Source organism: Pseudomonas sp. GW822-FHT05A08 (assembly GCF_058800485.1).
The window spans coordinates 719,486-745,970 of sequence record NZ_CM179511.1 but is presented as its reverse complement, the minus strand read 5'-3'; the positions used below and the strand labels follow the sequence as shown (position 1 = coordinate 745,970).

The 26,485-nt window shown below is 62.3% G+C and carries 26 protein-coding genes and 1 pseudogene; 19 read left to right on the top strand and 8 right to left on the bottom strand.

The annotated features are described in order from the left end of the window. Position 1 precedes the first annotated feature (1 nt). From AC3RCP_RS03405 to AC3RCP_RS03370, 8 genes are all read left to right on the top strand, one after another. On the top strand, positions 2–721 hold the full coding sequence (locus tag AC3RCP_RS03405) for an SPOR domain-containing protein (protein ID WP_007925864.1): 720 nt from the start codon (positions 2–4) through the stop codon (positions 719–721). A gap of 200 nt (positions 722–921) precedes the next feature. Further along, positions 922–1,452: an ATP-dependent protease subunit HslV gene (hslV, locus tag AC3RCP_RS03400; protein WP_007925866.1), complete on the top strand. Its 531-nt coding sequence runs from the start codon at positions 922–924 to the stop codon at positions 1,450–1,452. A gap of 57 nt (positions 1,453–1,509) precedes the next feature. Next, positions 1,510–2,850 (top strand): ATP-dependent protease ATPase subunit HslU, encoded by a 1,341-nt coding sequence (gene hslU / locus AC3RCP_RS03395; RefSeq protein WP_007925868.1) that lies wholly within the window; start codon positions 1,510–1,512, stop codon positions 2,848–2,850. A 79-nt stretch (positions 2,851–2,929) separates the two neighbouring features. Then, positions 2,930–3,307: a gamma-butyrobetaine hydroxylase family protein gene (locus AC3RCP_RS03390; RefSeq protein ID WP_007925870.1), complete on the top strand. Its 378-nt coding sequence runs from the start codon at positions 2,930–2,932 to the stop codon at positions 3,305–3,307. 258 nt (positions 3,308–3,565) lie between these two features. Further along, positions 3,566–5,245, top strand: a complete 1,680-nt coding sequence (gene phaC / locus AC3RCP_RS03385; protein WP_087089764.1) for a class II poly(R)-hydroxyalkanoic acid synthase — start codon at positions 3,566–3,568, stop codon at positions 5,243–5,245. A 96-nt stretch (positions 5,246–5,341) separates the two neighbouring features. Then, positions 5,342–6,199: a poly(3-hydroxyalkanoate) depolymerase gene (gene phaZ / locus AC3RCP_RS03380; protein ID WP_007925872.1), complete on the top strand. Its 858-nt coding sequence runs from the start codon at positions 5,342–5,344 to the stop codon at positions 6,197–6,199. A 106-nt stretch (positions 6,200–6,305) separates the two neighbouring features. Then, positions 6,306–7,988: a class II poly(R)-hydroxyalkanoic acid synthase gene (phaC, locus tag AC3RCP_RS03375; protein ID WP_492571386.1), complete on the top strand. Its 1,683-nt coding sequence runs from the start codon at positions 6,306–6,308 to the stop codon at positions 7,986–7,988. Positions 7,989–8,045: 57 nt separating this feature from the next. Further along, entirely contained in the window at positions 8,046–8,666 is a 621-nt protein-coding gene (locus AC3RCP_RS03370) for a TetR/AcrR family transcriptional regulator (RefSeq protein WP_053259349.1), read from the top strand. Between the two features lie 75 nt (positions 8,667–8,741). On the opposite strand, the gene AC3RCP_RS03365 is transcribed toward AC3RCP_RS03370, so the two are convergent. The 3 genes from AC3RCP_RS03365 to AC3RCP_RS03355 all read right to left on the bottom strand — a co-directional run bounded on the left by AC3RCP_RS03365 (position 8,742) and on the right by AC3RCP_RS03355 (position 10,473). Continuing rightward, a complete protein-coding gene (locus AC3RCP_RS03365; RefSeq protein WP_492571385.1) occupies positions 8,742–9,557 on the bottom strand; it encodes a phasin family protein in 816 nt (271 codons plus the stop codon). Positions 9,558–9,567: 10 nt separating this feature from the next. Next, positions 9,568–9,990 (bottom strand): phasin family protein, encoded by a 423-nt coding sequence (locus AC3RCP_RS03360; RefSeq protein ID WP_007925877.1) that lies wholly within the window; start codon positions 9,988–9,990, stop codon positions 9,568–9,570. 207 nt (positions 9,991–10,197) lie between these two features. Further along, positions 10,198–10,473, bottom strand: a complete 276-nt coding sequence (locus AC3RCP_RS03355; protein WP_101336615.1) for a polyhydroxyalkanoic acid system family protein — start codon at positions 10,471–10,473, stop codon at positions 10,198–10,200. Positions 10,474–10,628: 155 nt separating this feature from the next. Between AC3RCP_RS03355 and ubiE the strand changes: the two genes are divergently transcribed. From ubiE to AC3RCP_RS03300, 11 genes and pseudogenes are all read left to right on the top strand, one after another. Continuing rightward, positions 10,629–11,399, top strand: coding sequence for a bifunctional demethylmenaquinone methyltransferase/2-methoxy-6-polyprenyl-1,4-benzoquinol methylase UbiE (gene ubiE, locus AC3RCP_RS03350; protein WP_007925879.1), 771 nt, complete (start codon positions 10,629–10,631; stop codon positions 11,397–11,399). Beyond that, positions 11,399–12,022 (top strand): ubiquinone biosynthesis accessory factor UbiJ, encoded by a 624-nt coding sequence (locus tag AC3RCP_RS03345; protein WP_009041807.1) that lies wholly within the window; start codon positions 11,399–11,401, stop codon positions 12,020–12,022. Before ubiE ends, AC3RCP_RS03345 begins: the two co-directional genes overlap by 1 nt. Continuing rightward, entirely contained in the window at positions 12,019–13,623 is a 1,605-nt protein-coding gene (gene ubiB, locus AC3RCP_RS03340; protein WP_492571384.1) for a ubiquinone biosynthesis regulatory protein kinase UbiB, read from the top strand. The genes AC3RCP_RS03345 and ubiB overlap by 4 nt, the downstream gene beginning before the upstream one ends. Before the next feature lie 81 nt (positions 13,624–13,704). Beyond that, positions 13,705–14,097 carry a phosphoribosyl-AMP cyclohydrolase gene (gene hisI / locus AC3RCP_RS03335; RefSeq protein WP_007925882.1) on the top strand — a complete coding sequence of 131 codons (393 nt, stop codon included), beginning with the start codon at positions 13,705–13,707 and terminating at the stop codon, positions 14,095–14,097. 2 nt (positions 14,098–14,099) lie between these two features. Further along, positions 14,100–14,432: a phosphoribosyl-ATP diphosphatase gene (locus AC3RCP_RS03330; RefSeq protein ID WP_007925883.1), complete on the top strand. Its 333-nt coding sequence runs from the start codon at positions 14,100–14,102 to the stop codon at positions 14,430–14,432. 25 nt (positions 14,433–14,457) lie between these two features. Beyond that, positions 14,458–14,736: a twin-arginine translocase TatA/TatE family subunit gene (locus AC3RCP_RS03325; protein WP_007925884.1), complete on the top strand. Its 279-nt coding sequence runs from the start codon at positions 14,458–14,460 to the stop codon at positions 14,734–14,736. Between the two features lie 10 nt (positions 14,737–14,746). After that, entirely contained in the window at positions 14,747–15,187 is a 441-nt protein-coding gene (gene tatB, locus AC3RCP_RS03320; protein ID WP_009041805.1) for a Sec-independent protein translocase protein TatB, read from the top strand. Then, positions 15,184–15,978, top strand: a complete 795-nt coding sequence (gene tatC, locus AC3RCP_RS03315; RefSeq protein WP_053259344.1) for a twin-arginine translocase subunit TatC — start codon at positions 15,184–15,186, stop codon at positions 15,976–15,978. Before tatB ends, tatC begins: the two co-directional genes overlap by 4 nt. Further along, entirely contained in the window at positions 15,975–16,682 is a 708-nt protein-coding gene (locus AC3RCP_RS03310; RefSeq protein ID WP_101336614.1) for a 16S rRNA (uracil(1498)-N(3))-methyltransferase, read from the top strand. Before tatC ends, AC3RCP_RS03310 begins: the two co-directional genes overlap by 4 nt. 166 nt (positions 16,683–16,848) lie before the next feature. Beyond that, a pseudogene (locus tag AC3RCP_RS03305) lies at positions 16,849–17,910 on the top strand (methyl-accepting chemotaxis protein); the annotation flags it as partial. Beyond that, positions 17,893–18,765, top strand: a complete 873-nt coding sequence (locus tag AC3RCP_RS03300) for a methyl-accepting chemotaxis protein (protein ID WP_492571466.1) — start codon at positions 17,893–17,895, stop codon at positions 18,763–18,765. The pseudogene AC3RCP_RS03305 and the gene AC3RCP_RS03300, both read left to right, overlap by 18 nt. Positions 18,766–18,933: 168 nt before the next feature. Here the strand turns inward: AC3RCP_RS03300 and AC3RCP_RS03295 are convergent, their stop codons facing one another. The 5 genes from AC3RCP_RS03295 to AC3RCP_RS03275 form a co-directional block, all read right to left on the bottom strand. Then, entirely contained in the window at positions 18,934–19,668 is a 735-nt protein-coding gene (locus tag AC3RCP_RS03295; RefSeq protein ID WP_087089752.1) for an amino acid ABC transporter ATP-binding protein, read from the bottom strand. Then, entirely contained in the window at positions 19,661–20,620 is a 960-nt protein-coding gene (locus AC3RCP_RS03290) for an amino acid ABC transporter permease (RefSeq protein ID WP_371858164.1), read from the bottom strand. Before AC3RCP_RS03290 ends, AC3RCP_RS03295 begins: the two co-directional genes overlap by 8 nt. Positions 20,621–20,773: 153 nt before the next feature. Beyond that, entirely contained in the window at positions 20,774–21,571 is a 798-nt protein-coding gene (locus tag AC3RCP_RS03285; RefSeq protein ID WP_053259340.1) for a transporter substrate-binding domain-containing protein, read from the bottom strand. A gap of 355 nt (positions 21,572–21,926) precedes the next feature. Then, positions 21,927–24,497 carry a glucans biosynthesis glucosyltransferase MdoH gene (mdoH, locus tag AC3RCP_RS03280; protein ID WP_101336612.1) on the bottom strand — a complete coding sequence of 857 codons (2,571 nt, stop codon included), beginning with the start codon at positions 24,495–24,497 and terminating at the stop codon, positions 21,927–21,929. Next, positions 24,490–26,283, bottom strand: a complete 1,794-nt coding sequence (locus tag AC3RCP_RS03275) for a glucan biosynthesis protein G (protein ID WP_087090448.1) — start codon at positions 26,281–26,283, stop codon at positions 24,490–24,492. Before AC3RCP_RS03275 ends, mdoH begins: the two co-directional genes overlap by 8 nt. Between the last annotated feature and the right edge of the window lie 202 nt (positions 26,284–26,485).

Below are 26,485 nucleotides of genomic sequence, written 5' to 3'. Positions count from 1 at the left end.
GTTGGCTGCCAAGAAAAAACCTGCACCCAAGCGTGGCGCCAGCCGTTACCAAGCTCCTGCGAAGCAACCGATTCCGGGTTGGTTGTGGATGGCCATCGGCCTGGCCGTGGGCGCCTTCATCGTGTTCCTGATGAAGCTGGAGCCAGGCAAGGGCGGTGACAGCGTCAAGCGCGAGCGGCTGGAGCAACAGAAAACCACCAAGATCGCCGAGGCCAACAAGACCCCGCCGAGCCCGCAGCAACCGGTGAAGCCGAAGTACGACTTCTATACCCTGCTGCCGGAATCGGAGGTGATAGTGCCGCCGGAAGCCGTGCCGGAAAAAACCCTGCCGACGCCGCAGACTGCGCCAGTGGTTCCGACCACCCCGGTGACCCCGGCGGAAGCGGCGAAGATCGATACCGCGCGAGCCCAGGCGGCCCTGGCCGGCATCACCCCGCCGCCCGCACCACCGGTGGCGCAGGTGGCGAAGGCCGCGCCGGTGACCAGGTTCTTCCTGCAGGCCGGTTCGTTCCGCAAGCAGACCGATGCCGACAAGGTCCGCGCGCAGATCATCCTGCTGGGGCAATCGGTGTCCGTCGAGTCCGGCACCGTCAAGGACGAGACCTGGTACCGCGTACTGGTCGGCCCGTTCAGCAACCGCGAACAGCTGACCACCGCGCAGAAGCAATTGGCCGGCGCCGGCTTCAGCAACCTGCTGTTACAACAGCGCCAGAGCCGCTAAAGCGGCTGATCGCGAGCAAGTCCGCTCCGCATCCCCTGCAGGAGCGGACTTGCCCGCGATGGCATCCTCCCCCGGCTTCCACTCTCCCACCAAGAAATACCGCTCGTCCCACAACCCCCGCCGCAGTTGAAAAACCCCGCGTCACCCCCATATGAGTTCCCATCAGGGCATTTTCGCCCCGCAGCGTGGAGACTCTCCCCTTGACCACCATCGTTTCAGTCCGCCGCTTCGGCAAAGTCGTCATGGGCGGCGACGGCCAGGTTTCCCTCGGCAACACCGTGATGAAAGGCAACGCGAAAAAAGTTCGCCGCTTGTATCACGGCCAGGTCATCGCCGGCTTTGCCGGGGCCACCGCTGACGCCTTCACCCTGTTCGAACGCTTCGAAGGCCAGCTTGAAAAGCATCAGGGGCATCTGGTACGCGCCGCCGTCGAACTGGCCAAGGAATGGCGTACCGATCGCTCCCTCAGCCGCCTCGAAGCCATGCTCGCGGTCGCCAACAAGGACGCCTCCTTGATCATCACCGGCAACGGTGACGTGGTCGAGCCGGAAGACGGCCTGATCGCCATGGGCTCCGGCGGCGCCTACGCCCAGGCCGCGGCCAGCGCCCTGCTGAAGAAAACCGACCTGTCGGCCCGCGAAATCGTCGAAACCGCCTTGGGCATCGCCGGCGACATCTGCGTATTCACCAACCACACCCAGACCATTGAGGAGCAGGATCTCGCGGAATAAGCCTGTTTCGGCCATCGCGCCACGGCATTCATTCTTGCTTGAGGACCGCCAATTACTATGCCCATGACTCCCCGCGAAATCGTCCACGAACTCAACCGCCATATCATCGGCCAGGACGATGCCAAGCGCGCCGTCGCCATCGCGCTGCGTAACCGCTGGCGCCGCATGCAGCTGCCTGAGGAGCTGCGTGTCGAAGTGACCCCGAAGAACATCCTGATGATCGGCCCGACCGGTGTCGGCAAGACCGAGATCGCCCGGCGCCTGGCCAAGCTGGCCAACGCTCCGTTCATCAAGGTCGAAGCGACCAAGTTCACCGAAGTCGGTTATGTCGGCCGCGATGTTGAATCGATCATCCGCGACCTGGCCGATGCCGCGATCAAACTGTTCCGCGAACAGGAAATGACCCGCGTGCGCCACCGCGCCGAAGACGCCGCCGAAGAACGCATCCTCGATGCCCTGCTGCCGCCGGCGCGCATGGGTTTCAGCAACGAGGACGCCGCCCCGGCCCAGGACTCCAACACCCGCCAGCTGTTCCGCAAGCGCCTGCGCGAAGGCCAGCTGGACGACAAGGAAATCGAGATCGAAGTGGCTGAAGTCAGCGGCGTCGACATTTCCGCGCCACCGGGCATGGAAGAGATGACCAACCAGCTGCAGAGCCTCTTCGCCAACATGGGCAAGGGCCAGCGCAAGAACCGCAAGCTCAAGATCAAGGACGCGCTCAAGCTGATCCGCGACGAAGAAGCCAGCCGCCTGGTCAACGATGAAGAACTCAAGGCCAAGGCCCTGGAAGCGGTCGAACAGCACGGCATCGTGTTCATCGACGAAATCGACAAGGTTGCCAAGCGCGGTAACTCCGGTGGCGTCGACGTATCCCGCGAAGGCGTCCAGCGCGACCTGCTGCCGCTGATCGAAGGCTGCACCGTCAACACCAAGCTGGGCATGGTCAAGACCGACCACATCCTGTTCATCGCTTCCGGCGCGTTCCACCTGAGCAAGCCGAGCGACCTGGTGCCCGAGCTGCAAGGCCGCCTGCCGATCCGCGTCGAACTCAAGGCGCTGTCGCCGGAAGACTTCGAGCGGATTCTCAGCGAGCCTCACGCCTCCCTGACCGAGCAATACCGCGAGCTGCTGAAAACCGAAGGCTTGGTCATCGAGTTCCAGGCGGACGGTATCAAGCGCCTGGCGGAGATCGCCTGGCAGGTCAACGAGAAGACCGAGAACATCGGTGCCCGCCGCCTGCACACCCTGCTCGAGCGCTTGCTCGAAGAGGTGTCGTTCAGCGCCGGCGACCTGGCCAGCGCCCACAACGAAGAGCCGATCCGCATCGACGCCGCCTACGTCAACAGCCACCTGGGCGAATTGGCGCAGAACGAAGACCTGTCCCGCTACATCCTCTAAGCGGCAAGCCATAAGCTTCAAGCTGCAAGTTGACCGCCGTCATCTTGTAGCTTGCGGCTTGCAGCTTTAAGCTGCCCCCATGACCAGACTTCCCACCGCCATCAACCTGCACAAAGCCTCGAAGACCCTGACGCTGACCTACGCGCCAGACGAGGTCTATCACCTGCCCGCCGAATTCCTGCGGGTGCACTCCCCCTCCGCCGAGGTCCAGGGCCACGGCAAACCCATCCTGCAGTTTGGCAAGATCGGCGTCGGCCTGACCAAGGTCGAACCGGCCGGTCAGTACGCACTGAAATTGACCTTCGACGACGGGCATGACAGCGGCCTGTTCACCTGGGACTACCTGTACCAGTTGGCGGTGCGTCAGGACGATCTGTGGAAGGATTATCTTGCCGAACTTCAAGCAGCCGGAAAGTCCCGCGATCCAAATGAGTCTATCGTCAAGCTGATGCTCTAGATCAGACCTCTGAAGCTTTAGAGGGCATTTTCTAGATTCATCTGTTTGAATGCTGGGCTGCATGGCCAACGATTGGCCTGCTTGCGAAAAAAATTAAACTCGGGTAACCAATGGAGCTGGCAAGTTCCCTGCAGTGTTCTCTGAACAAAAAAGCAGTAATGCAGAATCAACGGTCACCCGAGCAGTAGTACCTGGCATCTTTGCTGTGTGACTACACAGCAGGTCCGGTACTCGTCTCAGGACAATGGAGCGTCGTAGATGAGTAACAAGAATAACGATGACCTGAAACGCCAAGCCTCGGAAAATACTCTGGGCCTGAATCCGGTCATCGGTTTACGTCGGAAAGATCTGCTTACCTCTGCTCGTATGGTGCTGACCCAGGCCATCAGACAACCGCTGCACAGCGCCAAACATGTGGCCCATTTCGGCGTCGAATTGAAGAACGTGATGTTTGGAAAATCGACGCTGCAGCCGGAGAGCGATGACCGTCGCTTCAACGATCCGGCCTGGAGCCAGAACCCACTGTACAAGCGTTATCTGCAAACCTACCTGGCGTGGCGCAAGGAGCTTCACGACTGGATCGGCCAGAGCAACCTCTCCGAACAGGACATCAGTCGCGGCCACTTCGTCATCAACCTGATGACCGAAGCCATGGCGCCGACCAACACCGCCGCCAACCCCGCGGCGGTCAAACGCTTCTTCGAAACCGGCGGTAAAAGCCTGCTCGATGGCCTCTCCCATCTGGCCAAGGACCTCGTGCACAACGGCGGCATGCCGAGCCAGGTCAACATGGACGCCTTCGAGATCGGCAAGAACCTGGGCACCAGCGAAGGCGCAGTGGTGTTTCGCAACGACGTGCTGGAACTGATCCAGTACCGCCCGGTGACCGAACAGGTGCACGAGCGCCCGCTGCTGGTGGTGCCGCCACAGATCAACAAGTTCTATGTCTTCGACCTCAGCCCGGACAAGAGCCTGGCGCGCTTCTGCCTGCGCAACGGCTTGCAGACCTTTATCGTCAGTTGGCGCAACCCGACCAAGGCGCAGCGCGAGTGGGGCCTGTCGACCTACATCGAAGCACTGAAAGAAGCGGTCGACGTGGTCACCGCCATCACCGGCAGCAAGGACGTGAACATGCTCGGCGCCTGCTCCGGCGGCATCACCTGCACTGCGCTGCTGGGGCACTACGCAGCCCTGGGCGAGAAGAAGGTCAATGCCCTGACCCTGCTGGTCAGCGTGCTCGATACCACCCTCGATACCCAGGTGGCGCTGTTCGTCGACGAGCAGACCCTGGAGGCCGCCAAGCGTCACTCCTATCAGGCCGGCGTGCTGGAAGGCCGCGACATGGCCAAGGTCTTCGCCTGGATGCGGCCCAACGACTTGATCTGGAACTACTGGGTGAACAACTACCTGCTGGGCAACGAGCCGCCGGTGTTCGACATCCTGTTCTGGAACAACGACACCACCCGGTTGCCCGCGGCCTTCCACGGCGACCTGATCGAAATGTTCAAAAACAATCCGCTGATCCGCCCCAACGCACTGGAAGTGTGCGGCACGCCGATCGACCTGAAGCAGGTCACCGCCGACATCTTCTCCCTGGCCGGCACCAACGACCATATCACCCCGTGGAAGTCCTGCTACAAGTCGGCCCAGCTGTTCGGCGGCAAGGTCGAATTCGTCCTCTCCAGCAGCGGGCATATCCAGAGCATCCTCAACCCGCCAGGCAACCCCAAGTCGCGCTACATGACCAGCGAAGAGATGCCGGCCAGCGCCGACGTCTGGCAGGAAAACTCGACCAAGCACACCGACTCCTGGTGGCTGCACTGGCAGGCCTGGCAGGCGGAGCGTTCGGGCAAACTGAAAAAGACGCCGAGCATTCTCGGCAACAAGGCGTATCCAGCGGCCGAGGCGGCGCCGGGTACTTATGTTCATGAACGTTAGCCGATAGCAAGCCTGTAGGATCGGGCCGCTTGCGAGCATGCTGCTGCGCAAGCGACTCTCCCCTACAGGCAACGATTCCACCAACAGGGCCAAGGCATGCCTCAACCGTTCATCTTTCGCACCGTCGACCTGGATGGCCAGACCATCCGCACCGCGGTACGCCCAGGCAAGCCTCACTTGACACCCTTGCTGATCTTCAATGGTATCGGCGCCAACCTGGAGCTGGTGTTTCCATTTGTCCAGGCCCTGGACCCGGACCTGGAAGTCATCGCCTTCGACGTACCGGGCGTGGGTGGCTCCTCGACGCCGAGCCGCCCCTACCGGTTTCCCGGCCTGGCCAAGTTGACCGCGCGCATGCTCGATTACCTCGACTACGGGCAGGTCAATGTGGTCGGGGTGTCCTGGGGCGGGGCACTGGCCCAGCAGTTCGCCTACGACTACCCCGAACGCTGCAAGAAACTGGTGCTGGCCGCCACCGCCGCAGGCGCCTTCATGGTGCCGGGCAAACCCAAGGTGCTGTGGATGATGGCCAGCCCGCGGCGCTACATCCAGCCCTCCCATGTGATCCGCATCGCCCCCCTGATCTACGGCGGCTCGTTCCGCCGTGATCCCAACCTCGCCGCCGAACATGCCAGCAAGGTCCGCTCGGCGGGCAAGCTGGGCTACTACTGGCAATTGTTCGCCGGCCTCGGCTGGACCAGCATCCACTGGCTGCACAAGATCCACCAGCCGACCCTGGTGCTGGCCGGCGACGACGACCCGCTGATCCCGCTGATCAACATGCGCATGCTGGCGTGGCGCATTCCCAATGCCCAGCTACACATCATCGACGACGGGCATCTGTTCCTGATTACCCGGGCCGAGGCCGTGGCGCCGATCATCATGAAATTCCTCGAGGAGGAACGGCAACGGGCAGTGATGCACCCGCATCCGACGCCGTTCAGCGGTACGTAGCAAAAAGCGTCTGCCGACAGGATCGTCGCGCGCAGGATGGTTCAGGACCGACTATGGTGTTTGTCTTGGTGTGCTTGTTGATGGCTTGACGAAGGAGTGTTGAAGCATGCGAGACAAACCAACGGCGGGCTCGTTGCCCACGCCCGCCACCTACATCACTGCCCAGAGTGCCATCACCGGCCTGCGTGGCCGTGACTTGTTGTCGACTCTGCGCAGCGTGGCCACTTATGGCCTGCGCAACCCGGTGCACAGCGCCCGCCATACCTTGGCGCTAGGTGGCCAATTGGGCCGTGTACTACTGGGCGAAACACTGCACAAACCCAACCCCCAGGACAGCCGGTTCTCCGATCCGACCTGGAGCCTGAACCCGTTTTACCGACGCGGCCTGCAGGCCTATCTCAGTTGGCAGAAGCAAATCAAAAGCTGGATCGACGACAGCGGCATGAGCGCGGACGACCGGGCTCGCGCGCACTTTGCCTTCAACCTGCTCAACGATGCGGTGGCACCGTCCAACACCCTGCTCAATCCGCTGGCGATCAAGGAAATCTTCAACTCCGGCGGCAACAGCGTGATCCGCGGCATCGGTCATCTGGTCGACGACCTGCTGCATAACAACGGCCTGCCCAGCCAGGTCACCAAACAGGCCTTCGAGGTCGGCAGGAGCCTGGCCACCACCCCCGGTTCGGTGGTGTTTCGCAACGAGCTGCTGGAACTGATCCAGTACAAGCCGATGAGCGAAAAACAGTACGCCCGGCCCTTGCTGATAGTGCCGCCGCAGATCAACAAGTTCTATATCTTCGACCTCAGCCCCACCAACAGCTTCGTGCAGTTCGCCCTGAAAAACGGCCTGCAGACCTTCATCATCAGCTGGCGCAACCCCGATGTCCGGCATCGTGAATGGGGCCTGTCGAGCTATGTCGAGGCCGTGGAGGAAGCCATGAATGCCTGCCGGGCGATCACCGGCAGTCGTGACGTGAACCTGATGGGTGCCTGTGCCGGCGGCCTGACCATTGCCGCCCTGCAAGGCCACCTGCAAGCCAAGCGACAACTGCGTCGGGTCTCCAGCTCCACCTACCTGGTCAGCCTGCTGGATAGCCAGCTGGACAGCCCGGCGACCCTGTTCGCCGACGAACAGACCCTGGAGGCAGCCAAGCGCCGCTCCTATCAACGCGGCGTGCTTGACGGTCGCGACATGGCCAAGGTGTTCGCCTGGATGCGGCCCAACGACCTGATCTGGAATTACTGGGTCAACAACTACTTGCTGGGCAAAGAGCCGCCGGCATTCGACATCCTCTACTGGAACAACGACAACACCCGGCTGCCGGCTGCCTTTCATGGCGATCTGCTGGACTTCTTCAAGCACAACCCGATGAGTCATCCCGGGGGCCTGGAAGTGTGCGGCACGCCAATCGACCTGCAAAAGGTCACGGTCGACAGCTTCAGCGTCGCCGGCATCAACGACCACATCACCCCTTGGGATGCGGTGTATCGCTCAACCCTGCTGCTGGGCGGCGACAAGCGCTTCGTGCTGTCCAACAGCGGGCATGTGCAGAGCATCCTCAACCCGCCGAGCAACCCCAAGGCCAACTACGTCGAAAACGGCAAGCTCAGCAGCGATCCGCGGGCCTGGTACTACGACGCCAAGCACGTCGACGGCAGTTGGTGGACGCAATGGCTGGAGTGGATCCAGCAGCGTTCCGGCGCCCAGCGCGAAACCCTGATGACCCTGGGTAACCAGAATTACCCACCGATGGAGGCGGCGCCTGGCACCTACGTGCGCGTCCGCTGAATTTCCCCGCGCCGCGGCCCTAGGGTCGCGGCCTGACTGAACAACCAAGAAGACTGGATGAAAACCCGCGACCGGATACTCGAATGTGCCCTGCTGCTGTTCAATCACAAGGGCGAACCCAATGTCTCGACCATGGAAGTTGCCAACGAAATGGGGATCAGCCCCGGCAACCTCTACTACCACTTTCACGGCAAGGAGCCGCTGGTCCTCGGGTTGTTCGAGCGCTTTCAGAATGAGCTGGCGCCCCTGCTCGATCCGCCCGCCGATGTGCACCTGGCTCCCGAAGACTACTGGCTGTTCCTGCACCTGATCGTCGAGCGCCTGGCGCACTACCGCTTCCTGTTCCAGGACCTGTCCAACCTGGCCGGACGCCTGCCGAAGCTGGCCAAGGGAATTCGCAACCTGCTCAACGCCTTGAAGCGCACCCTGGCCTCGCTGCTGGCCAGGCTCAAGGCTTCGGGCCAACTGGTCAGCGATACCCAGGCGCTGGGGCAACTGGTGGAACAGATCACCATGACCCTGCTGTTCTCGCTGGACTATCAGCGCATTCTCGATCGCGAGGGCGAGGTACGGGTGGTGGTCTACCAGATCATGATGCTGGTGGCGCCGCACCTGTTGCCACCGGCGAAACTGGCCACCGAGCAGATGGCCCTGCGTTACCTCGACGAACACGATTGACCAGCGCCGCAAGAGCCCCACGAACAAAAACGCCCGACCTTTGCAGGCCGGGCGTTTTTGTATGCCCCGAAAAACTCAGGACTGACTGGTTGGCGTCGCGGGTGCTGGCGCAGCAGTCGGGGTGACAGCAGGGGTTGGCGCCACTGCGGAGTTCGCAGGGCTGACCGGTGCTGCCGGCTTGGCGGCAATCGCAGGCTTCGGTGCAGCGGCCTTGGGTGCTGCCGGTTTCTTCACTGCTGGTTTCTTCGCCACCGGTTTCGCAGTGGGCTTGGCCGCTGGTTTTGCCGCAGGCTTGGCGGCTACCGGCTTGGCGGCAGGTTTTGCAGCCGGCTTGGCCGCCGCAGTTTTGGCTGCCGGTTTCGCCGCAGGCTTGGCTGCTGCCTTGGCCGGAGCCTTGGCTGCCGGCTTGGCCGCTGCTTTAGCCAGAGGCTTGGCCGCCGGTTTGGCCGCTGCAGTCTTGGCCGCGATCGGAGCCACCTTGGCGCCTGTGAGTTTTTCGATCTGTTTGGTCAGGGTGTCGACCTTGCTGTGCAGTGCCTTGACTTCATTGCGGCTAGGCACGCCCAGACGCGAAATGGCACTGTTCAAACGTTTGTCGAATGCACCTTCCAGCTCGTCCCACTTGCCCAGCGCGCGGTCCTTGACGCCACTGATGCGCGATTTTGCCGAGCTCGCGGAGTCCTTGGCGGCGTCGACTTTCTTGCCGACAGCGCTTTTGGTGAGCTTCTCGGCTTTCTCGCCATCCTTGACCAGCGACTCGAAAAGCTTGCTGCCGTCAGTGTCGATTTTCGAGTACACGCCTAAACCAGCAAGCCAGATTTTACGGGAGTAGTCTTCGACCTTCCCGATCCACGAGCTGCCTTCTTTTTCAGTATTCTTTTTACCAGCCATCCCGTTCTCCTTAATGTTTACGCGCGACACGTTCGAGCAATGCCGTCAGCTCATCGAGCTTAGCAGAGAGTGTCTCAACGTCATGTTTAGACGGAATGCCGATGCGATTCAAGGCACTTGCGACGCGCGTGTCAAAAGCCTTCTCGACTTTATCCAGTTGCACTTCGACTTTGCCTCTGAGACTGGTGACATCCCCCTTCACACTATCAATCTGACTGTTGGCGGCCTCAAGTTGTTCAGTCACAACTTTTTTGCCTTTCTTTTCAACAGTTTGACCAGCCTTAACGAGTTCTTGAAAGTACTCGCTGCCCTCTTGGCCAACCTTGGTGTAGGCACCCAGGCCTGCCAGCCAGATCTTGCGGGCATAGGATTTGACTTCACTCAGAGTGGTTGATGCGGCATCAACTTTTTTCTTCAGAATTACTTTGGCCATAGTGCACCTCACGCGCAGAAGGTTTGAGGAACTGCCCGCAGGAAAGTGGGCTCAGGCACAAAGTAGTGAGAAAAATTAGAATCGGCACCCTAACCAATGTCATAAAAGAGTGGACGATTATTGGAAAAGCCAGCTCGCCAACGATGCTTTCCCAGGCGTCATGACAACACCCGAAATCGCCGGCAAGCCGACTTCCGCGAAAGCGCCTCAGACTAGGGCTTTATCCAGCGCCTTTTCAATTTCCGACTTGATCATGCCGCTCATGGCGGACATCAACAGGCCCAGCTCGACATCGACCCTGATCGAATCGTCGCCCACCAGCACCGCACCTTTGACCCCCGAACGCTTGAGGTTCAGGGTATCGCCCGACCACTGCGGCTCCAGGCCATACTGATCGGCCAGTTTCTGCGCCAACTGGTCAGCCTTTTCGCGGGCTGCCTCCTTACCCAGGCCGTGGGCACGCTCAACACTTATACGGGCCATTGAATGACTCCTGATTTATCGGGACTTGCCTTGAGCGTCTTGAGCTGCGCTGCGTCAAAACGCCCCGGCGCTTCACTATCTTACATTCAGCCTTGCCAAGACAAAGACCGCCACCGGGATTAGAATGTCCCGCATTCTCTTTTGGTGACAGCGATATGACTGATCAGCGCAAAGGCAGCGATGCCGAACCCACCACTCACTTCGGCTTCAAAAACGTTCCGGAAAGCCAGAAGGCGGAAAAAGTCGCTGAGGTGTTCCACTCGGTAGCCGCCAAGTACGACCTGATGAACGACGTACTGTCCGGTGGCATGCATCGCCTGTGGAAACGCTTCACGATCGAATTGTCCGGCGTTCGCCCCGGCAATCGGGTGCTGGACATCGCCGGCGGCACCGGTGACCTGACCCGCAAGTTTTCCCATCTGGTGGGCCCTACCGGCCAGGTGGTTCTGGCCGACATCAACGCCTCCATGCTCAAGGTCGGTCGCGACCGCCTGCTCGACAAGGGCGTGGCCGGCAACATCGAATTCGTTCAGGCCGACGCGGAAAAACTGCCGTTCCCGGACAACCATTTCGACGTCGTGACCATCGCCTTCGGCCTGCGCAACGTGACCCACAAGGAAGATGCCCTGCGCTCGATGCTGCGGGTACTCAAGCCCGGTGGCCGCCTGCTGGTGCTGGAATTCTCCAAACCGACCAACGCCCTGATGTCCAAGGTCTACGACGCCTACTCGTTCGCCTTCATGCCACTGGCCGGCAAGCTGATCACCAACGACTCGGAAAGCTATCGCTACCTGGCCGAATCGATCCGCATGCACCCCAACCAGGAAACCCTGAAGTCGATGATGGTCGAGGCCGGTTTCGATCGCGTGACCTACCACAACATGACCGCGGGCATTGTCGCCCTGCACCGCGGCATCAAACCCTGATGTTGTTCAGCGGCCTGCTCGCCAGCGTCGAACACGGCCTCAACCGTGTACTGCGTCTCGACAGCACGGCTTTGCCACGCTTGCAGCCTTTGAACGGCAAGGTCATTGCCGTCGATTGCCGCAGCCCGAGCGTGCAGTTGTTCGTCATTCCCGGCGATGAGGGCCTGACCCTCGCCGCGCATTGGGCCGCCGACGCCGACTGCACCCTGCGGGCGCCGGCCTCGAGCCTGGTGCGCCTGGCCCTGAGCCAGGACAAGACCGCGGTGCTGCACGGTCCCGAGGTCGAGCTGGAAGGCGACAGCGGCGTGCTGCTGGAACTGGCGGCCGTCCTCCAGGACCTGGAGCTGGACTGGGAATACGAACTCTCGCGCTGGCTCGGCCCGGTGGCCACCCAGCTGTTCAGCGGCCATATCCGTAGCCGCGCGCGCTGGTATCGCCAGGGTTTCGCCAGCCTGAACCAGAACCTTGCCGAATACCTGGCCGAAGAGTCGCGCACCCTGGTGGGCCAGCGCGAAGCCGAAGCCCGTTTCAGCGAACTGGACCGGGTCAAGCTCGACCTGGAACGCCTCGAGGCGCGCTTCGAGCGCCTTTCCCGATCCCTTGACCCAAGCGATAACGCATGAAGCTGCTTGCCGTCCGCCGTTTGTTGCGCATCCAGCGCGTCGTGATCCGCTACCGCCTCGATGACCTGCTGTTCGCCCTGCCGCTGCCCTGGTTCCTCCTGGCGCTGCGCTACGCCTTGCCCTGGCGCTGGTTCCCGCGCAAGCCACTGGAACTGAGCCGCGGCGCACGCCTGCGCCTGGCCTTGCAGGACCTGGGACCGATCTTCATCAAGTTCGGGCAGATTCTCTCGACCCGCCGCGACCTGCTGCCCGAAGACATCGCCAACGAGCTGATGCTGCTGCAGGACCGCGTACCGCCCTTCGACTCGAAGAAGTCGGTGGCGCTGATCGAGGAACAATTGGGCAAGAAAATCAGCGAGGTGTTCAGCCGCTTCGATATCGAGCCCCTGGCCTCCGCCTCGGTGGCGCAAGTCCATGCCGCCCAGCTCAAGAGCGGCGAAGAAGTGGTGGTCAAGGTCATCCGCCCGGGCCTCAAACCGGTCATCGCCCAGGATCTGGCCTGGCTGTTCATCCTCGCCCGCGCCGCCGAGAAGGTCTCGGCCGACGCCCGCCTGCTGCACCCGGTGGACGTGGTCAGTGACTACGAAAAGACCATCTACGACGAACTCGACCTGTTGCGCGAAGCGGCCAACGCCAGCCAGCTCAAGCGCAACTTCGAAGGCTCGCCACTGCTCTACGTGCCGCAGGTCTACTGGGACTGGTGCCGGCCGAAAGTGCTGGTCATGGAACGCATCTACGGGATCCAGGTGACCGACCTGGCCACCCTCGCCGACCAGCGCACCGACATGAAAATGCTCGCCGAGCGCGGCGTGGAGATATTCTTCACCCAGGTGTTCCGCGACAGTTTCTTCCACGCCGACATGCACCCGGGCAACATCTTCGTCAGCACCGTGCAGCCCTGGAGCCCGCAGTACATTGCCATCGACTGCGGCATCGTCGGCAGCCTGACTCCGGAAGACCAGGACTACCTGGCCCGCAACCTGTTCGCGTTCTTCAAGCGCGATTACCGGCGCGTGGCGCAGTTGCACATCGATTCGGGCTGGGTGCCGGCAGAGACCAAACTCAACGAATTCGAAGCGGCGATCCGTACCGTGTGCGAGCCGATCTTCGAAAAACCGTTAAAGGATATTTCCTTCGGCCAGGTGCTGATGCGCCTGTTCCAGACCGCTCGCCGCTTCAACATGGAAGTGCAGCCGCAGCTGGTGCTGCTGCAAAAGACCCTGCTGAACATCGAAGGCCTGGGCCGCCAGCTGTACCCGGAGCTGGACCTGTGGAACACCGCCCAGCCGTTCCTCGAACGCTGGATGCGCGAGCGCGTCAGCCCGAAAGCCTTGCTGGGCAACCTGCACAGCCAGGTCGAGCAACTGCCGCACCTGGCCAACATGACCCGCGACTTGCTCGAACGCATGTCCCAGCCCCATGCCCAGGACCCTTCTCCTCCCTGGAAACGGCGCAAGGACGACTGGTTCCTGCGTCTTCTCGGCGCGGCGCACCTGGGCGGTGGGGCGATCCTCGCGGCCGGCGGACCGCTGAACGGGCTGGGTCACTGGCCGGCTGGAATCATGATTGCCGTGGGCTTGTATCTGGTCGTGCGCCGATAGCCAGCCGGGCTAGCGGCTGGCACACTGTTTCCCATCGCCGAGGCTCGACGAGCGCGTCGAGCCCTGTTGTCGGAGTCGAAGATGAAAGATTGGCTGGACGAGATCAAATGGGACGCTGACGGCCTGGTGCCAGCCATCGCCCAGGATCACAAGACCGGGCGCGTGCTGATGATGGCCTGGATGAACCGCGAGGCGCTGAGCCTGACCGCTGCCGAAAACCGTGCCATCTACTGGTCACGTTCGCGTGGCAAGCTATGGCGCAAGGGAGAAGAGTCCGGGCATGTGCAAAAGCTTCATGAAATGCGCCTGGACTGCGATGCCGACGTCATCATCCTGATGGTCGAACAGATCGGCGACATTGCCTGCCATACAGGCCGCCAGAGCTGCTTCTACCGCGTTTATGAAAACGGCGACTGGAAAACGGTCGATCCGGTACTCAAAGACCCGCACGCGATCTATCAAGCAGGACACTGAACATGAGCGATACCCTGACCCGTCTGGCCCAGGTGCTGGAAGAGCGCAAAGGCGCCGCCGCCGACACTTCCTATGTCGCCAGCCTGTACCACAAGGGCCTGAACAAGATTCTGGAAAAAGTCGGCGAGGAATCGGTGGAAACCATCATCGCCGCCAAGGACGCCGCCCACAGCGGCGACTGCAGCGATGTGATCTACGAAACCGCCGACCTGTGGTTCCACACTATGGTCATGCTCGCCCAGCTGGGGCAGCATCCGCAGGCCGTTCTCGATGAACTGGACCGGCGCTTCGGTTTGTCCGGACACGCCGAGAAAGCCTCGCGTCCGTCCGCCTGAACATCATTTAGAGAGGAAACGCAGCATGGGCATTTTTGACTGGAAACACTGGATCGTCATCCTGGTTGTCGTGGTGCTGGTGTTCGGCACCAAGAAACTGAAAAACCTCGGCACCGACGTCGGCGAATCGATCAAGGGCTTTCGCAAGGCCATGAACGACGACGAAAAACCCGCCGAACCCGGCGTGCCACCGACCGCACAGCCTGCTCCGCCGGTCCAGCCGCAAAGCGCTCCGTTGAACCAGCCGCACACCATCGACGTGCAGGCGCAAAAAGTCGAAGAGCCGACCCGCAAAGACTCGTGAGCACTGACTAATGTTTGGTATCAGCTTCTCTGAACTGCTGCTCGTCGGCCTGGTGGCCCTGCTGGTGCTCGGCCCCGAGCGTCTGCCGGGTGCCGCGCGCACGGCAGGCCTGTGGATCGGCCGCTTGAAGCGCAGCTTCAATGCGATCAAGCAGGAAGTTGAACGGGAAATCGGTGCCGATGAAATTCGTCGGCAACTGCACAACGAACACATTCTGTCGCTGGAACAGGAAGCGCGGAAGATCCTCAATCCGACCCAGCAACAGCCGACACCGGTCGAGCCCGTGGCCGAGCAGAGCATTCATGCGCCCGCCGCGGCGCCTGAAGCACCAGCCAGCGCGACCACGGCGAGCCCCACTGCCGCAACTGCACCGGCCGAACCGGCTGCGCCCGTGACAACGCCTGTCACGCCAGCCCCCCACGACCCTACTTTGCCGCCGCGAGCCCCATGAGCGATATTCCGGAAAACGACCAACATATGCCGCTGGTGTCGCACCTCACCGAGTTGCGCACCCGGTTGCTGCGCTGCGTGGCGGCGATCTTCCTGATCTTCGGCGGGCTGTTCGCCTTCACCCAGCAGATCTACACCATCGTCTCCACGCCGCTGCGCCAGTACCTGCCGGCGGGCGCAACGATGATCGCCACCGACGTGGCGTCGCCGTTCCTGACCCCGCTCAAGCTGACGATGATGGTCTCGCTGTTTCTGGCGATCCCGGTGATCCTGCACCAGATCTGGGGTTTCATCGCCCCCGGCCTGTACAAGCACGAAAAGCGCATCGCCGTACCGCTGCTGGTCTCCAGCATCCTGTTGTTCTACATCGGCATGGCCTTCGCCTACTTCCTGGTGTTCCCGCTGATCTTCAAGTTCTTCGCCGCGGCCACCCCGGCCGGCGTGGAAATGATGACCGACATCACCAGCTACCTCGATTTCGTCATGACCCTGTTCTTCGCCTTCGGCGTAGCGTTCGAGATCCCGGTGGCGGTGGTGCTGCTGGTGTGGATCGGCGTGGTCAACGTCGCCTACCTGAAGAAGATCCGCCCGTACGTGATCATCGGCTGCTTCGTGGTCGGCATGATCCTGACCCCGCCGGACATTTTCTCCCAGACCTTGCTGGCAGTACCGATGTGGCTGCTGTTCGAGATCGGCATCCTGTTCGGCAGCCTGATCAGCAAGCGCGGCGACCATCCGGACGACCAGCCGGCTGAAGACCACAACGACCAGCCGCCAGCGACCCAAGCGTGAACCTGCTGCTTCTTGAAGAGGCCGACTTCATCGCGGCCGACCGGGTGATCCTGCGCGATCGCCGCCTGACCCACATGCAGGAAGTCCATCGTGCCGCGGTGGGCGACAGCCTGCGGGTCGGTCGTATCGGCGGCCTGATGGGCTCGGCCGAACTGCTGCGCCTGGAGCCCGGGGAAGCCGAACTGCGGGTCAGCCTCGACCAGCCGCCGCCGACCAAGCTGCCCCTGACCCTGGTGCTGGCCCTGCCCCGTCCGAAAATGCTCCGCCGGGTGCTGCAAACCGTCGCCGCCATGGGTGTGCCTCGGCTGGTGCTGGTGAACAGCTATCGGGTCGAGAAAAGCTTCTGGCAAACCCCTTTCCTCGAACCCGAGGCGATTCGCGAGCAACTGATTCTTGGCCTGGAACAGGCCCGCGACAGCGTGCTGCCGGACGTGGTCATCGAAAAACGCTTCAAACCTTTCGTCGAAGACCGTCTGCCAGCGCTGGTCGAAGGTACCCTCGGCCTGGTCGGCCATCCCGGCCAGTACCCGGCCTGCCCTCGCGGCCTGGATGAGCCGGTGACCCTGGCCATCGGCCCGGAAGGCGGCTGGATCCCCTACGAAATTGACCTGCTGGGCAAGTCCGGCCTGCAACCGGTGCAGCTCGGCGAGCGCATCCTGCGGGTCGAAACCGCCGTCACCGCCCTTCTCGCCCGCCTCTTCTGATTAGCCCCCACTCCCGTAGGAGCGAGGCTTGCCCGCGATAGCCGTGTGCCTGACACAGCGCCATCGCCGGCAAGCCTCGCTGCTGTTACATGGATGCTTCAGATTAATCTGACGCAGCCGATAGCCTTGGTACAAAACCTATTAATAGCCCAAGGGAGTTCGCGGCATGTACCGTTGGTTAGCCCAGAGTCTGGGAAATGTGAGCGTCAACCTCAAACTCGGCGTTGGCTTCGGCCTGGTGCTGCTACTGACCCTGTTGATCACCGCGACCGGCTGGCTGGGCCTGGGCAATGTGATCGAGCGCGGCGACAAGCTGGGCTACATCTCCAGCCTCAACGAGCTGACCAAGGACCTGCGCAACGCGCGCCTGGACTATGAAATGCGCCGTGGCGAACAAGGCCCGGGGCCGGTCAGCGAGCTGCTGACCAAGCTCGACGACGGCTTGCAACGCGCGCGCAAGATGCTGGAAATGCCTGAAAGCATCGCCATGATCGACCAGCAGATCGCCGCCGTCAGCGAGTACAAGCTGGCCTTCGCCGACATGACCCGCGCCACCGCCAGCCGTGAAGCCGCCCGCGCCAAACTGGGCGCCACCGCCGATAACGCCGTGGCCCGGGTGGCCGAAGTGGAGAAATCCATGCTGCAGGGCGACAGCGTGGCGCAATTCAACAGCGTCATCGACCTGAGCAAGCTGATCCAGCAGGCGCGCTTCCAGGTCCGCGGCTACACCTACAGCGGCAAGGCCGAGGCCGAGCAGCCGGCGCTGGACGCCATCGACAACGCCCTGAACAACCTCGCCAGCCTGCCGGCCAAGCTGCCGGAACAGCACCTGGCCAACCTGCAACAGGCCACCGACGCCCTGAAAGGCTATCGCTCGGCGGTCAGCGACTTCCGCGACTCCCAGGTGGCCAGCGCCGCCGCCCTCAAACGCATGGCGGCCCAGGGCGACCGTCTGATGGAAGTCAGCAAGCAGCTGACCGCCGCACAAACCCACAAACGCGACAGCGACGCTGCCCAGGCCAGAAGCACCCTGGCCATCGTTACCGCGCTGGCCCTGCTGTTCGGCCTGGTCGCCGCCTGGAGCATCACCCGGCAGATCGTCATCCCGCTGCGCCAGACTCTCAAAGTGGTCGAGCGTGTCGCCTCGGGCGATCTCAGCGAGAACCTGCAGGTCGAGCGGCGCGACGAGCTCGGCCAGCTGCAACGGGCGATGCAACGCATGACCCTGAGCCTGCGCGAGCTGATCGGCGGCATCAGCGATGGCGTGACCCAGATTGCCAGCGCCGCCGAGCAGCTGTCGGCGGTGACCGAACAGACCAGTGCCGGGGTCAACAGCCAGAAAGTCGAGACCGATCAGGTCGCCACTGCCATGAATGAAATGGCCACCACGGTCCAGGAAGTCGCGCGCAACGCCGAAGAAGCCTCGGAAGCCGCGGTCGCCGCCGATCAGCAGGCCCGCGAAGGCGACAAGGTGGTCGGCGAGGCCATCGCACAGATCGAGCGCCTGGCCGCCGAGGTCGGCAACTCCACCGCCGCCATGGGCCACCTGAAGCAGGAAAGCGACAAGATCGGCAGCGTGCTCGACGTGATCAAGTCGGTCGCCCAGCAGACCAACCTGCTGGCCCTCAACGCCGCCATCGAAGCCGCCCGCGCGGGCGAAGCCGGTCGCGGTTTCGCCGTGGTCGCCGACGAGGTGCGCAGCCTGGCGCAGCGCACCCAGAAGTCCACCGAAGAGATCGAGGAACTGATCGTCGGCCTGCAGAACGGCACCCAGGAAGTGGCCAACATCATGGACAACAGCCGCAGCCTGACCGACAGCAGCGTCGCACTGACCCGCCGTGCCGGTGGCTCGCTGGAAAACATCACCCGCACCGTCTCGGCGATCCAGGCGATGAACCAGCAGATCGCCGCCGCGGCCGAACAGCAGAGCGCGGTGGCCGAGGAAATCAACAGAAGCGTGCTGAACGTGCGCGACGTGTCCGAGCAGACCTCGGCAGCCAGTGAAGAGACAGCGGCCTCCAGCGTCGAGCTGGCGCGCCTGGGGACCCATTTGCAGGCCCTGGTCGGGCGCTTCCGGGTTTGATCCGCACCCTGTAGCCGCTGCCGCAGGCTGCGATCGCCCCGAAGGGGCGCAGCGATCTCAAGGCCGTCAGATGTTCGGCCTGAGATCGGGAACCAAGGCCCTTCGGGCCTTATCGCAGCCTTCGGTAGCGGCTACAGGGCGTATTGCCAAGCAGGGTATCAGGGTGGGTTACAGGACCTGACGCAAAAACGCCTGGGCCCGCGGGTCTTTGGGTGCATCGAAGAACGCCGCTGGCGAGGCGTCTTCCAGCAATTTGCCGTGATCGAAGAACAGCACCCGATCCGCCACCTCCCGGGCGAAGCCCATTTCGTGGGTCACGCAGACCATGGTCATGCCTTCCAGGGCCAGGGTCTTCATCACATCCAGCACTTCGCCGACCATTTCCGGGTCCAGCGCCGAAGTCGGCTCGTCGAACAGCATGACCTTGGGTTCCATGGCCAGCGCCCGGGCGATGGCCACGCGCTGCTGCTGGCCGCCAGAGAGCCGCGACGGGAATTCGTTGGCCTTCTGCGCGATACCGACCTTCTCCAGCAACGCCAGGGCCTTGGCCTCGCGCTCCTGCTTGCCGCGCTTGCGCACCACCTTCTGCGCCAGGCAGAGGTTTTCCAGCACGGTCATGTGCGGGAACAGGTTGAAGTGCTGGAACACCATGCCGACTTCGCGGCGATAGGCATTCACATCGGTCTTCGGGTCGGCCAGTTGCAGGCCGTCGATGCTCACCGAGCCGGAATCGAACTGCTCCAGGCCGTTGAGGCAACGCAGGAAGGTCGACTTGCCGGAACCGGACGGACCGATCACCACCAGCACTTCGCCCTTGGCCACGCGGGTGGTGACGTTATCCACCGCGCGGACCACCTGGCCCCGGGTGTCGAAGACTTTTACCAGATCGCGAACTTCAATCACTTTGCGCGAGCCTCCGCTCAAGCCGGCTGGCCATCTTCGACAGCGGCAGGTTGATCAACAGGTACAGGGCCGCCACGCAGAACAGGATCTCGAACGGCGAGAACGAGGTGGTGATGACTTCACGTCCGCTCTTGAGCAGTTCGGTGATGGCGATCACCGATACCAGCGAGGTGTCCTTCACCAGGCTGATGAACTGCCCGGCCAGCGGCGGCAGCACGCGCTTGAAAGCCTGCGGCAGCACCACATGGCGCATCGACTGGCTGGCGTTCAGGCCCAGGGAGCGGGCCGCCTCATTCTGGCCGCGAGCGATCGACTGCACGCCGGCGCGGACGATTTCCGCCACATAGGCACCGGTGAACAACGACAGCGCGGCGATCCCGGCGAACTCGCGGGACAGGTTCAGCACCGTGCCGATGAAGAAATAGAAAATGAAAATCTGCACCAGCAACGGCGTGCCGCGTACCAGTTCGACATAGATGGTCGACAGATCGCGCAGGGTCGGGTTGTTCGACAGCCGGCAAAGCCCGGTCGCCAGGCCGATGAACAGCCCCAGCACCCCGGACACCACCGACAGCCACAAGGTGGTCCACAGGCCCAGCAGCAGCGGTCCGGCCGCCCAGTGACGGGTCACGCCGATCACATCGCCTTCGGCCACATCGTCGCCACGGGCAACTTGCAGGCTGTTCTCGTCGACCGTCAGCTGTTGCTCGTCGCCCGCGTCGTTGCGCAGCGTGACTTCGGCCTTGCCGCCTTTGCGCACCAGCTCGCTGACGGTGGAGATGTCCGCCGCCCGCTGCGATTCCTCGGCCTGGTAGGCGAAGTACTGTGGTACGCGGTTCCAGCGCCACTCGTAGGACATCAGCGAGGTGGCGTAGTACAACGCGCCGGCCAGGCCGATCAGCACCAGCACGGTCAGTACGTGCCAGGGCCATTGGGCTTTTTTATGTTTGATCACTTTGCAGGTTCCAGCCGTTTGCAGCGGGGAGGTTCGGTATTGCCGATCAGGACGCCATCGCGAGCCGGCTCGCTCCTACAGGAATTGCATGAATCCGTAGGAGCGAGGCTTGCCCGCGAATGGGGGCGACTCGGTCTGTCTGACCGAGTGTTATTCCATGTCCTTGAGCCACTCGGTGCTCTTGAACCACTTGTCATGGATGCGATCGTAGGTGCCGTCTTCGTGGATCTGGTGCAGGAAGTTGTTGATGAAGTTGAGGCTGTCGTAGTCACCCTTCTTCAGGCCAAAGGCCAGGGGCTCATAGGTGAACGGCTTGTCGAGGAACGTAAGCTTGCCGTTACCGACCTTGCTCAGCGCCACCACGTTGTACGGGGCGTCGTAGATAAAGGCGTCGGCCTTGCCGTTGACCACGTCGAGCACGGCTTCCTGCTCATTGTCGTAGCCGTGGTACTTGGCCTTGGCAATCAGCTTCTTGGCGACCATTTCGCCGGTGGTGCCCAGCTTGGAGGTGATGCGGTAGTCGGCGCTGTTCAGGTCTTTATAGGACTTGATGGTGCCTTCCAGCTCCTTGCGGATCAGCAGGGTCTGGCCGACCACGATGAAGGGTTCGCTGAAGTTCAGGCGCAGGTTGCGTTCCTGGGTCAGGGTCATGCCGCTGCCGATCATGTCGAACTTGTCGGTCAGCAGGGCCGGGATGATCCCGTCGTAGCCGGTGGAAACCAGCTCCAGCTTGACGCCCATGGCCTTGGTCATGGCCTTGAGGATATCGACCTCGAAACCGATGATCTCGCCGCGCTTGTTGGTCATCTCGAACGGCATGTAGGTCGGGTCCATGCCGACTTTCAGCGTGCCGCGCTTGACCGCATCATCGATGGCGCCAGCCTGGGCTGCATTGACCGCCAGCATTGCCGTGACGCCGAGCAGCAGCATCGAGAGATACTTCTTCATCTTCAAGTCCCCTGAACCCATTTTATTGTGAGGTGAACCCGCGGCCGGTTTTCCCTTGGAAAACCGGCAGATACGGACACCATGGGCCCGCTCGCGGCAATTCGGGGTGCGATGCTAACTCACCCGCCTATTTGCACAAGGGCTTGACCAGGATTTGTTGTTACAGAGGGGACGACAATTTCCCTGTAGCCGATGCCGCAGGCTGCGATAGGTCCGCAGGACCTCCTGCGATCTCAAGATCCTGCGCCCCCTTCGGTACGGAATGCCGCCCAATCGATCGCAGCCTGCGGCAACGGCTACAAGTGCGAACCCACAAACAACAACGCCCTTGAGAGTGCTCTCAAGGGCGTTGTCATCAGGCCGGTTGGGCGATTGTCGTTGGCGGTCGCAACGGCAACAACGGTGCATGAGGATCTTCATCCACCGATTGCCGCCAGGCGCTCAGCCAGTCGGCGTGGCCTTCGCTCCAGACCTGCTCGTGCAGGCGGGCCAGGGCCACCGGATCGCTCAGCAGCGCCAGGCGCTCGCCGTTGTTCAGCGCCGCCGGCCCGACTTTCAGGGCATGGCGGACACGTTCGATACGCAGCCACTCGATCGGCTCGGCCAGGCCGTGCCGGGACGTCGCCAGGGCGCAGGCCAGGGCGTTCTGCTGCGGATCGACCACTGCCCGGATGAAACCGTCGTTCAGCGCATGCCAACGGTTTTCATGGGTGTACTGGTCGGTGGACAGCAGTTCCTGGGGCGGCGCGTATTCCTCGGGGATCAGGAACAGGCTTTCGTCACGGGACTTCAGGCCCAGGCCGACGCGGCTGGAAATCACCGACACCGGGATCGACAGCATCAGCGAGCCGACGATCGGCACCAGCCACCAGAGGAAGCTCGGGTTCAGCCAGATCACCAGCAGCGCCCAGCAGAAGCCCAGCAGGGTCTGCGGACCATGGCGGCGCACCGCTTCGCTCCACGGCGTGGAGTCGTCGTCACGTTGTGGCGAGTTCCAGGTCGCGGCCCAGCCCAGGAACGCGGCCAGCACAAAACGGGTGTGGAAGATCATGCGTACCGGCGCCAACAGCATGGAGAACAGCATCTCCAGCAGCATCGACAGGGTCACCTTGAACTTGCCGCCGAACTCTTTCGCGCCCTTGGCCCAGATCAGGATGATGCTCAACAGCTTCGGCAGGAACAGCAGCACGATAGTGGTCGAGAACAGCGCGATCGCCTTGTCCGGATGCCATTGCGGCCACAGCGGATACAGCTGGCGCGGCTCCAGGAAGTACTGCGGCTCCATCAGCGTGTTGACCGCCAGCAGCGCCGTCGACAGCACCAGGAAGAAGAACCACAACGGCGCCGACAGGTAGGACATCACCCCGGTGAGGAACACCGCACGGTGCACCGGGTGCATGCCCTTGACCAGGAACAGGCGGAAGTTCATCAGGTTGCCGTGGCACCAGCGCCGGTCGCGCTTGAGCTCGTCCAGCAGGTTCGGCGGCAGCTCTTCATAGCTGCCCGGCAGATCGTAGGCAATCCACACGCCCCAGCCGGCGCGACGCATCAGCGCCGCTTCGACGAAGTCGTGGGACAGGATCGCACCGGCGAAGGCGCCTTTACCGGGCAACGGCGCCAGGGCGCAGTGCTCGATGAACGGCTTCATGCGGATGATCGCGTTGTGGCCCCAGTAGTGGGATTCGCCCAACTGCCAGAAGTGCAGGCCGGCGGTGAACAGCGGGCCGTAGACGCGGGTGGCGAACTGCTGCATGCGCGCATACAGGGTGTCCATGCCCGAGGCTTTCGGCGCGGTCTGGATAATACCCGCGTCCGGTGTGGCCTCCATCAGGCGCACCAGGCTGGTCAGGCATTCGCCGCTCATCACGCTGTCGGCGTCGAGCACCACCATGTACTTGTAGTCGCCGCCCCAACGACGGCAGAAGTCGTCGAGGTTACCGCTCTTGCGTTTCACCCGACGGCGGCGACGGCGATAGAAGATCTTGCCGAAACCCTTGGTTTCGCGGCAGACGTCCAGCCAGGCCTGTTGCTCGGCCACGCAGATATCGGTCTCGTTACTGTCGCTGAGCACGAAGAAGTCGAAGCGGTCCAGGTCGCCAGTGGCCGCGACCGACTCGAAGGTCGCCCGCAAGCCGGCGAATACCCGCGGCACGTCTTCGTTGCAGATCGGCATGACCAGCGCGGTACGGGCATCCTTGGGGATCGGCTCGTTGCCGGCGCTTTTGCCGGAAATGCGGTATTTGTCATGCCCGGTGAGCAGTTCGAGGAAGCCCATCAGCGCGGTCCAGAAACCGGCCGAGACCCAGCAAAACAGGATACCGAACATGATCAGAATGCTGGTTTGCAAGGCGTACGGCAGTACCTGGGTGGCGGTCTGCATCAATGGCTGACGCGTGATTTCTTCCAGGTCGACGAACGACCAGCCCTGGTACGGCATGATGCCTTTCATGTACCAGCCGGCGACGATGGTCTGGCCAAGCATCAGCAGCAACAGGATGTAGCGACGGATCGAACCGACGGTGCGCCAGCGGGCGGCCGGCAGCACGTTCTGATCTTTCGGTGGCTGCGGCGGATTGGTCCGACCGGTCAGGCGCCGCCAGCCACGCACCAGGATATTGGTGCGCCATGGCTCGGGAACGACCTTGGTCCGACGAATCGGCGGCGTGGCCTTGAGGCACACACGACCGCTGGCGTCGAGCGCCAGCATCTCGGCATCGAGCAGTTCCTCGGCGGAACCCAGGGTCAGCCGGCGGCCCACCGAGGCCTGGGCGGCATCGGCGGGCGCGTCGAACGTCGACGACGACAGGCGTTCGTGCAGTTCACTGAAGGACTTGCAGCCCGCGAGTTCCGCGCGCTGCTCATCGGTCATTGGCAGGTGCGCCAGATACTCGGAAAGAGTCTCTGGCTGTACTTGAGCGTTACTCATCGGCAGGCAACTGGTAGCTCCAGGTCTCGGTCAGGACTTGCTCGGTCGGGACAGATTCCGGTGTGGCTGGGGCCGCCTCGGCAGCAGCAGGCTGCTTGGCGTCTTTGTGGTTCTTGGCGTCCTTGGCCGGCTTGGCTTCGGCTTGCTTGGCATCCGCCTCTTTCTTCTCCTGCTGCTTGGCGGCGACTTTGTCGGCCTTGGCAATGGAGGCGCTGGAGGCTGGCGACACGGCCTTGGCCGGCTCGACAGGGGTGGCGTTCTTGACCAGGGCCGCGCGCATCTCGGTGGATTTGCTCGGGTCCTTGATCTTCATCCGCAGAGTCAGGCGCCAGCCCTTGGTTTCAGGGTTGTAGCGCACGCTGTTTTCCACCAGCTCGGCGTTGTCGCCGACGCTGACTTGGCTGCGCACCTCGGTGTCTTCCGGCAATGCCGCCAGGGATGGACCTTCGAAGTCCACCAGGTAGGCCACGCTGCCGTCCGGTTGGCGGATCAGGTTGGATTGCTTGACGTCACCGGTGGAGCGCAGGGTCTGCTCGACCCAGGAGCTGTCCGGCGAATGCAGGGAAGCTTCGTCCATGGTCCAGTGCAGGCGATAGGCGAAATCGAACGGCTGGCCTGGCTCAGGCTGCTTTTCCGGGCTCCAGAACGCCACGATGTTGTCGTTGGTTTCGTCCGCGGTCGGGATCTCTACCAGGTCGACGGTGCCTTTGCCCCAGTCGCCCTTCGGCTCGATCCAGGCGCTTGGACGCTTGTCGTAGCGGTCGTCGAGGTCTTCGTAGTGGCTGAAGTCGCGGCCACGCTGCAGCAGACCGAAACCACGCGGGTTTTCCACCGAGAAGTTGCTCACGGCCAGGTGTTTCGGGTTGTTCAGCGGACGCCAGATCCACTCGCCGTTGCCGGCATGGATCGACAGGCCGCTGGAATCGTGCAGCTCGCGGCGGTAGTTGAGGACTTTCGACGGCTGGTTGGCGCCGAACAGGAACATGCTGGTCAGCGGGGCAATACCCAGCTTGCCGACCTTGTCACGCAGGAACATCCGGGCCTTGACGTCGACGATGGTGTCGCTGCCCGGACGCAGGGTCAGGCGATAGGCGCCGGTGGCGCGCGGCGAGTCCAGCAGGGCGAAGATCACCAGATGCTTGTCGGTCGGCTTGGGTTGCTGGATCCAGAATTCGGTAAAGCGCGGGAATTCCTCACCGGACGGCAGCGCGGTGTCGATGGCCAGGCCACGGGCCGACAGACCATAGACGTGCCCCTTGCCGACGACGCGGAAGTAGCTCGCGCCGAGCATGGTCATGATTTCGTCCTGCTTGTCCGCCTTGTTGATCGGGTACAGCACGCGAAAGCCCGCATAACCGAGCTGCTCGGTGGCCTTGGGATCGAACTTGAGGTCGCCGAAGTCGAAGCGAGTCGAGTCGTATTTGATCTCTTCGACGGTGTTCGTGGTGATTTCGTTGATTTTCACCGGCGTGTCGAAATGCATGCCCTGATGATAGAAGGACAGCTTGAATGGGGTTTTCTGCTTGGCCCACTCGGCCTTTTCAGGCAGGAAGCGGATTTTCTGATAGTCCGCGAACTTCATCTCACGAAATTCGTTCGGCAGGTTACTGCGCGGAGCCTCGTACTTCTGCCCGGCCAGATCCTTAGCCTTGGCCGATACATCATCCAGATTGAATGCCCAGAGTTGGCCGGCGCTAAGCAGGCAAAGCAGTGCAGAGCCCGTCACCAGTGCGTTTCGTAACCGTTTGGCAGACAATTTTGGTGCATTACAGGGACTAACAATCACGAGCAACCCTCGCCGAAAACAGATCAAAAAACCAACGGCCAGCTATCTATATGCCAGGTTGGCGAGCATTGTTCCGACTCCGATGGGGCTAAATGATTCCCCAAACGGTCCCGAACAAGTCTCTACCTAAGTCAAAAACGGACCAACGAACGCTGATCCCCGTAGCGCGCGATTATCTAGTAGCCCGCGTTACAACGCATCA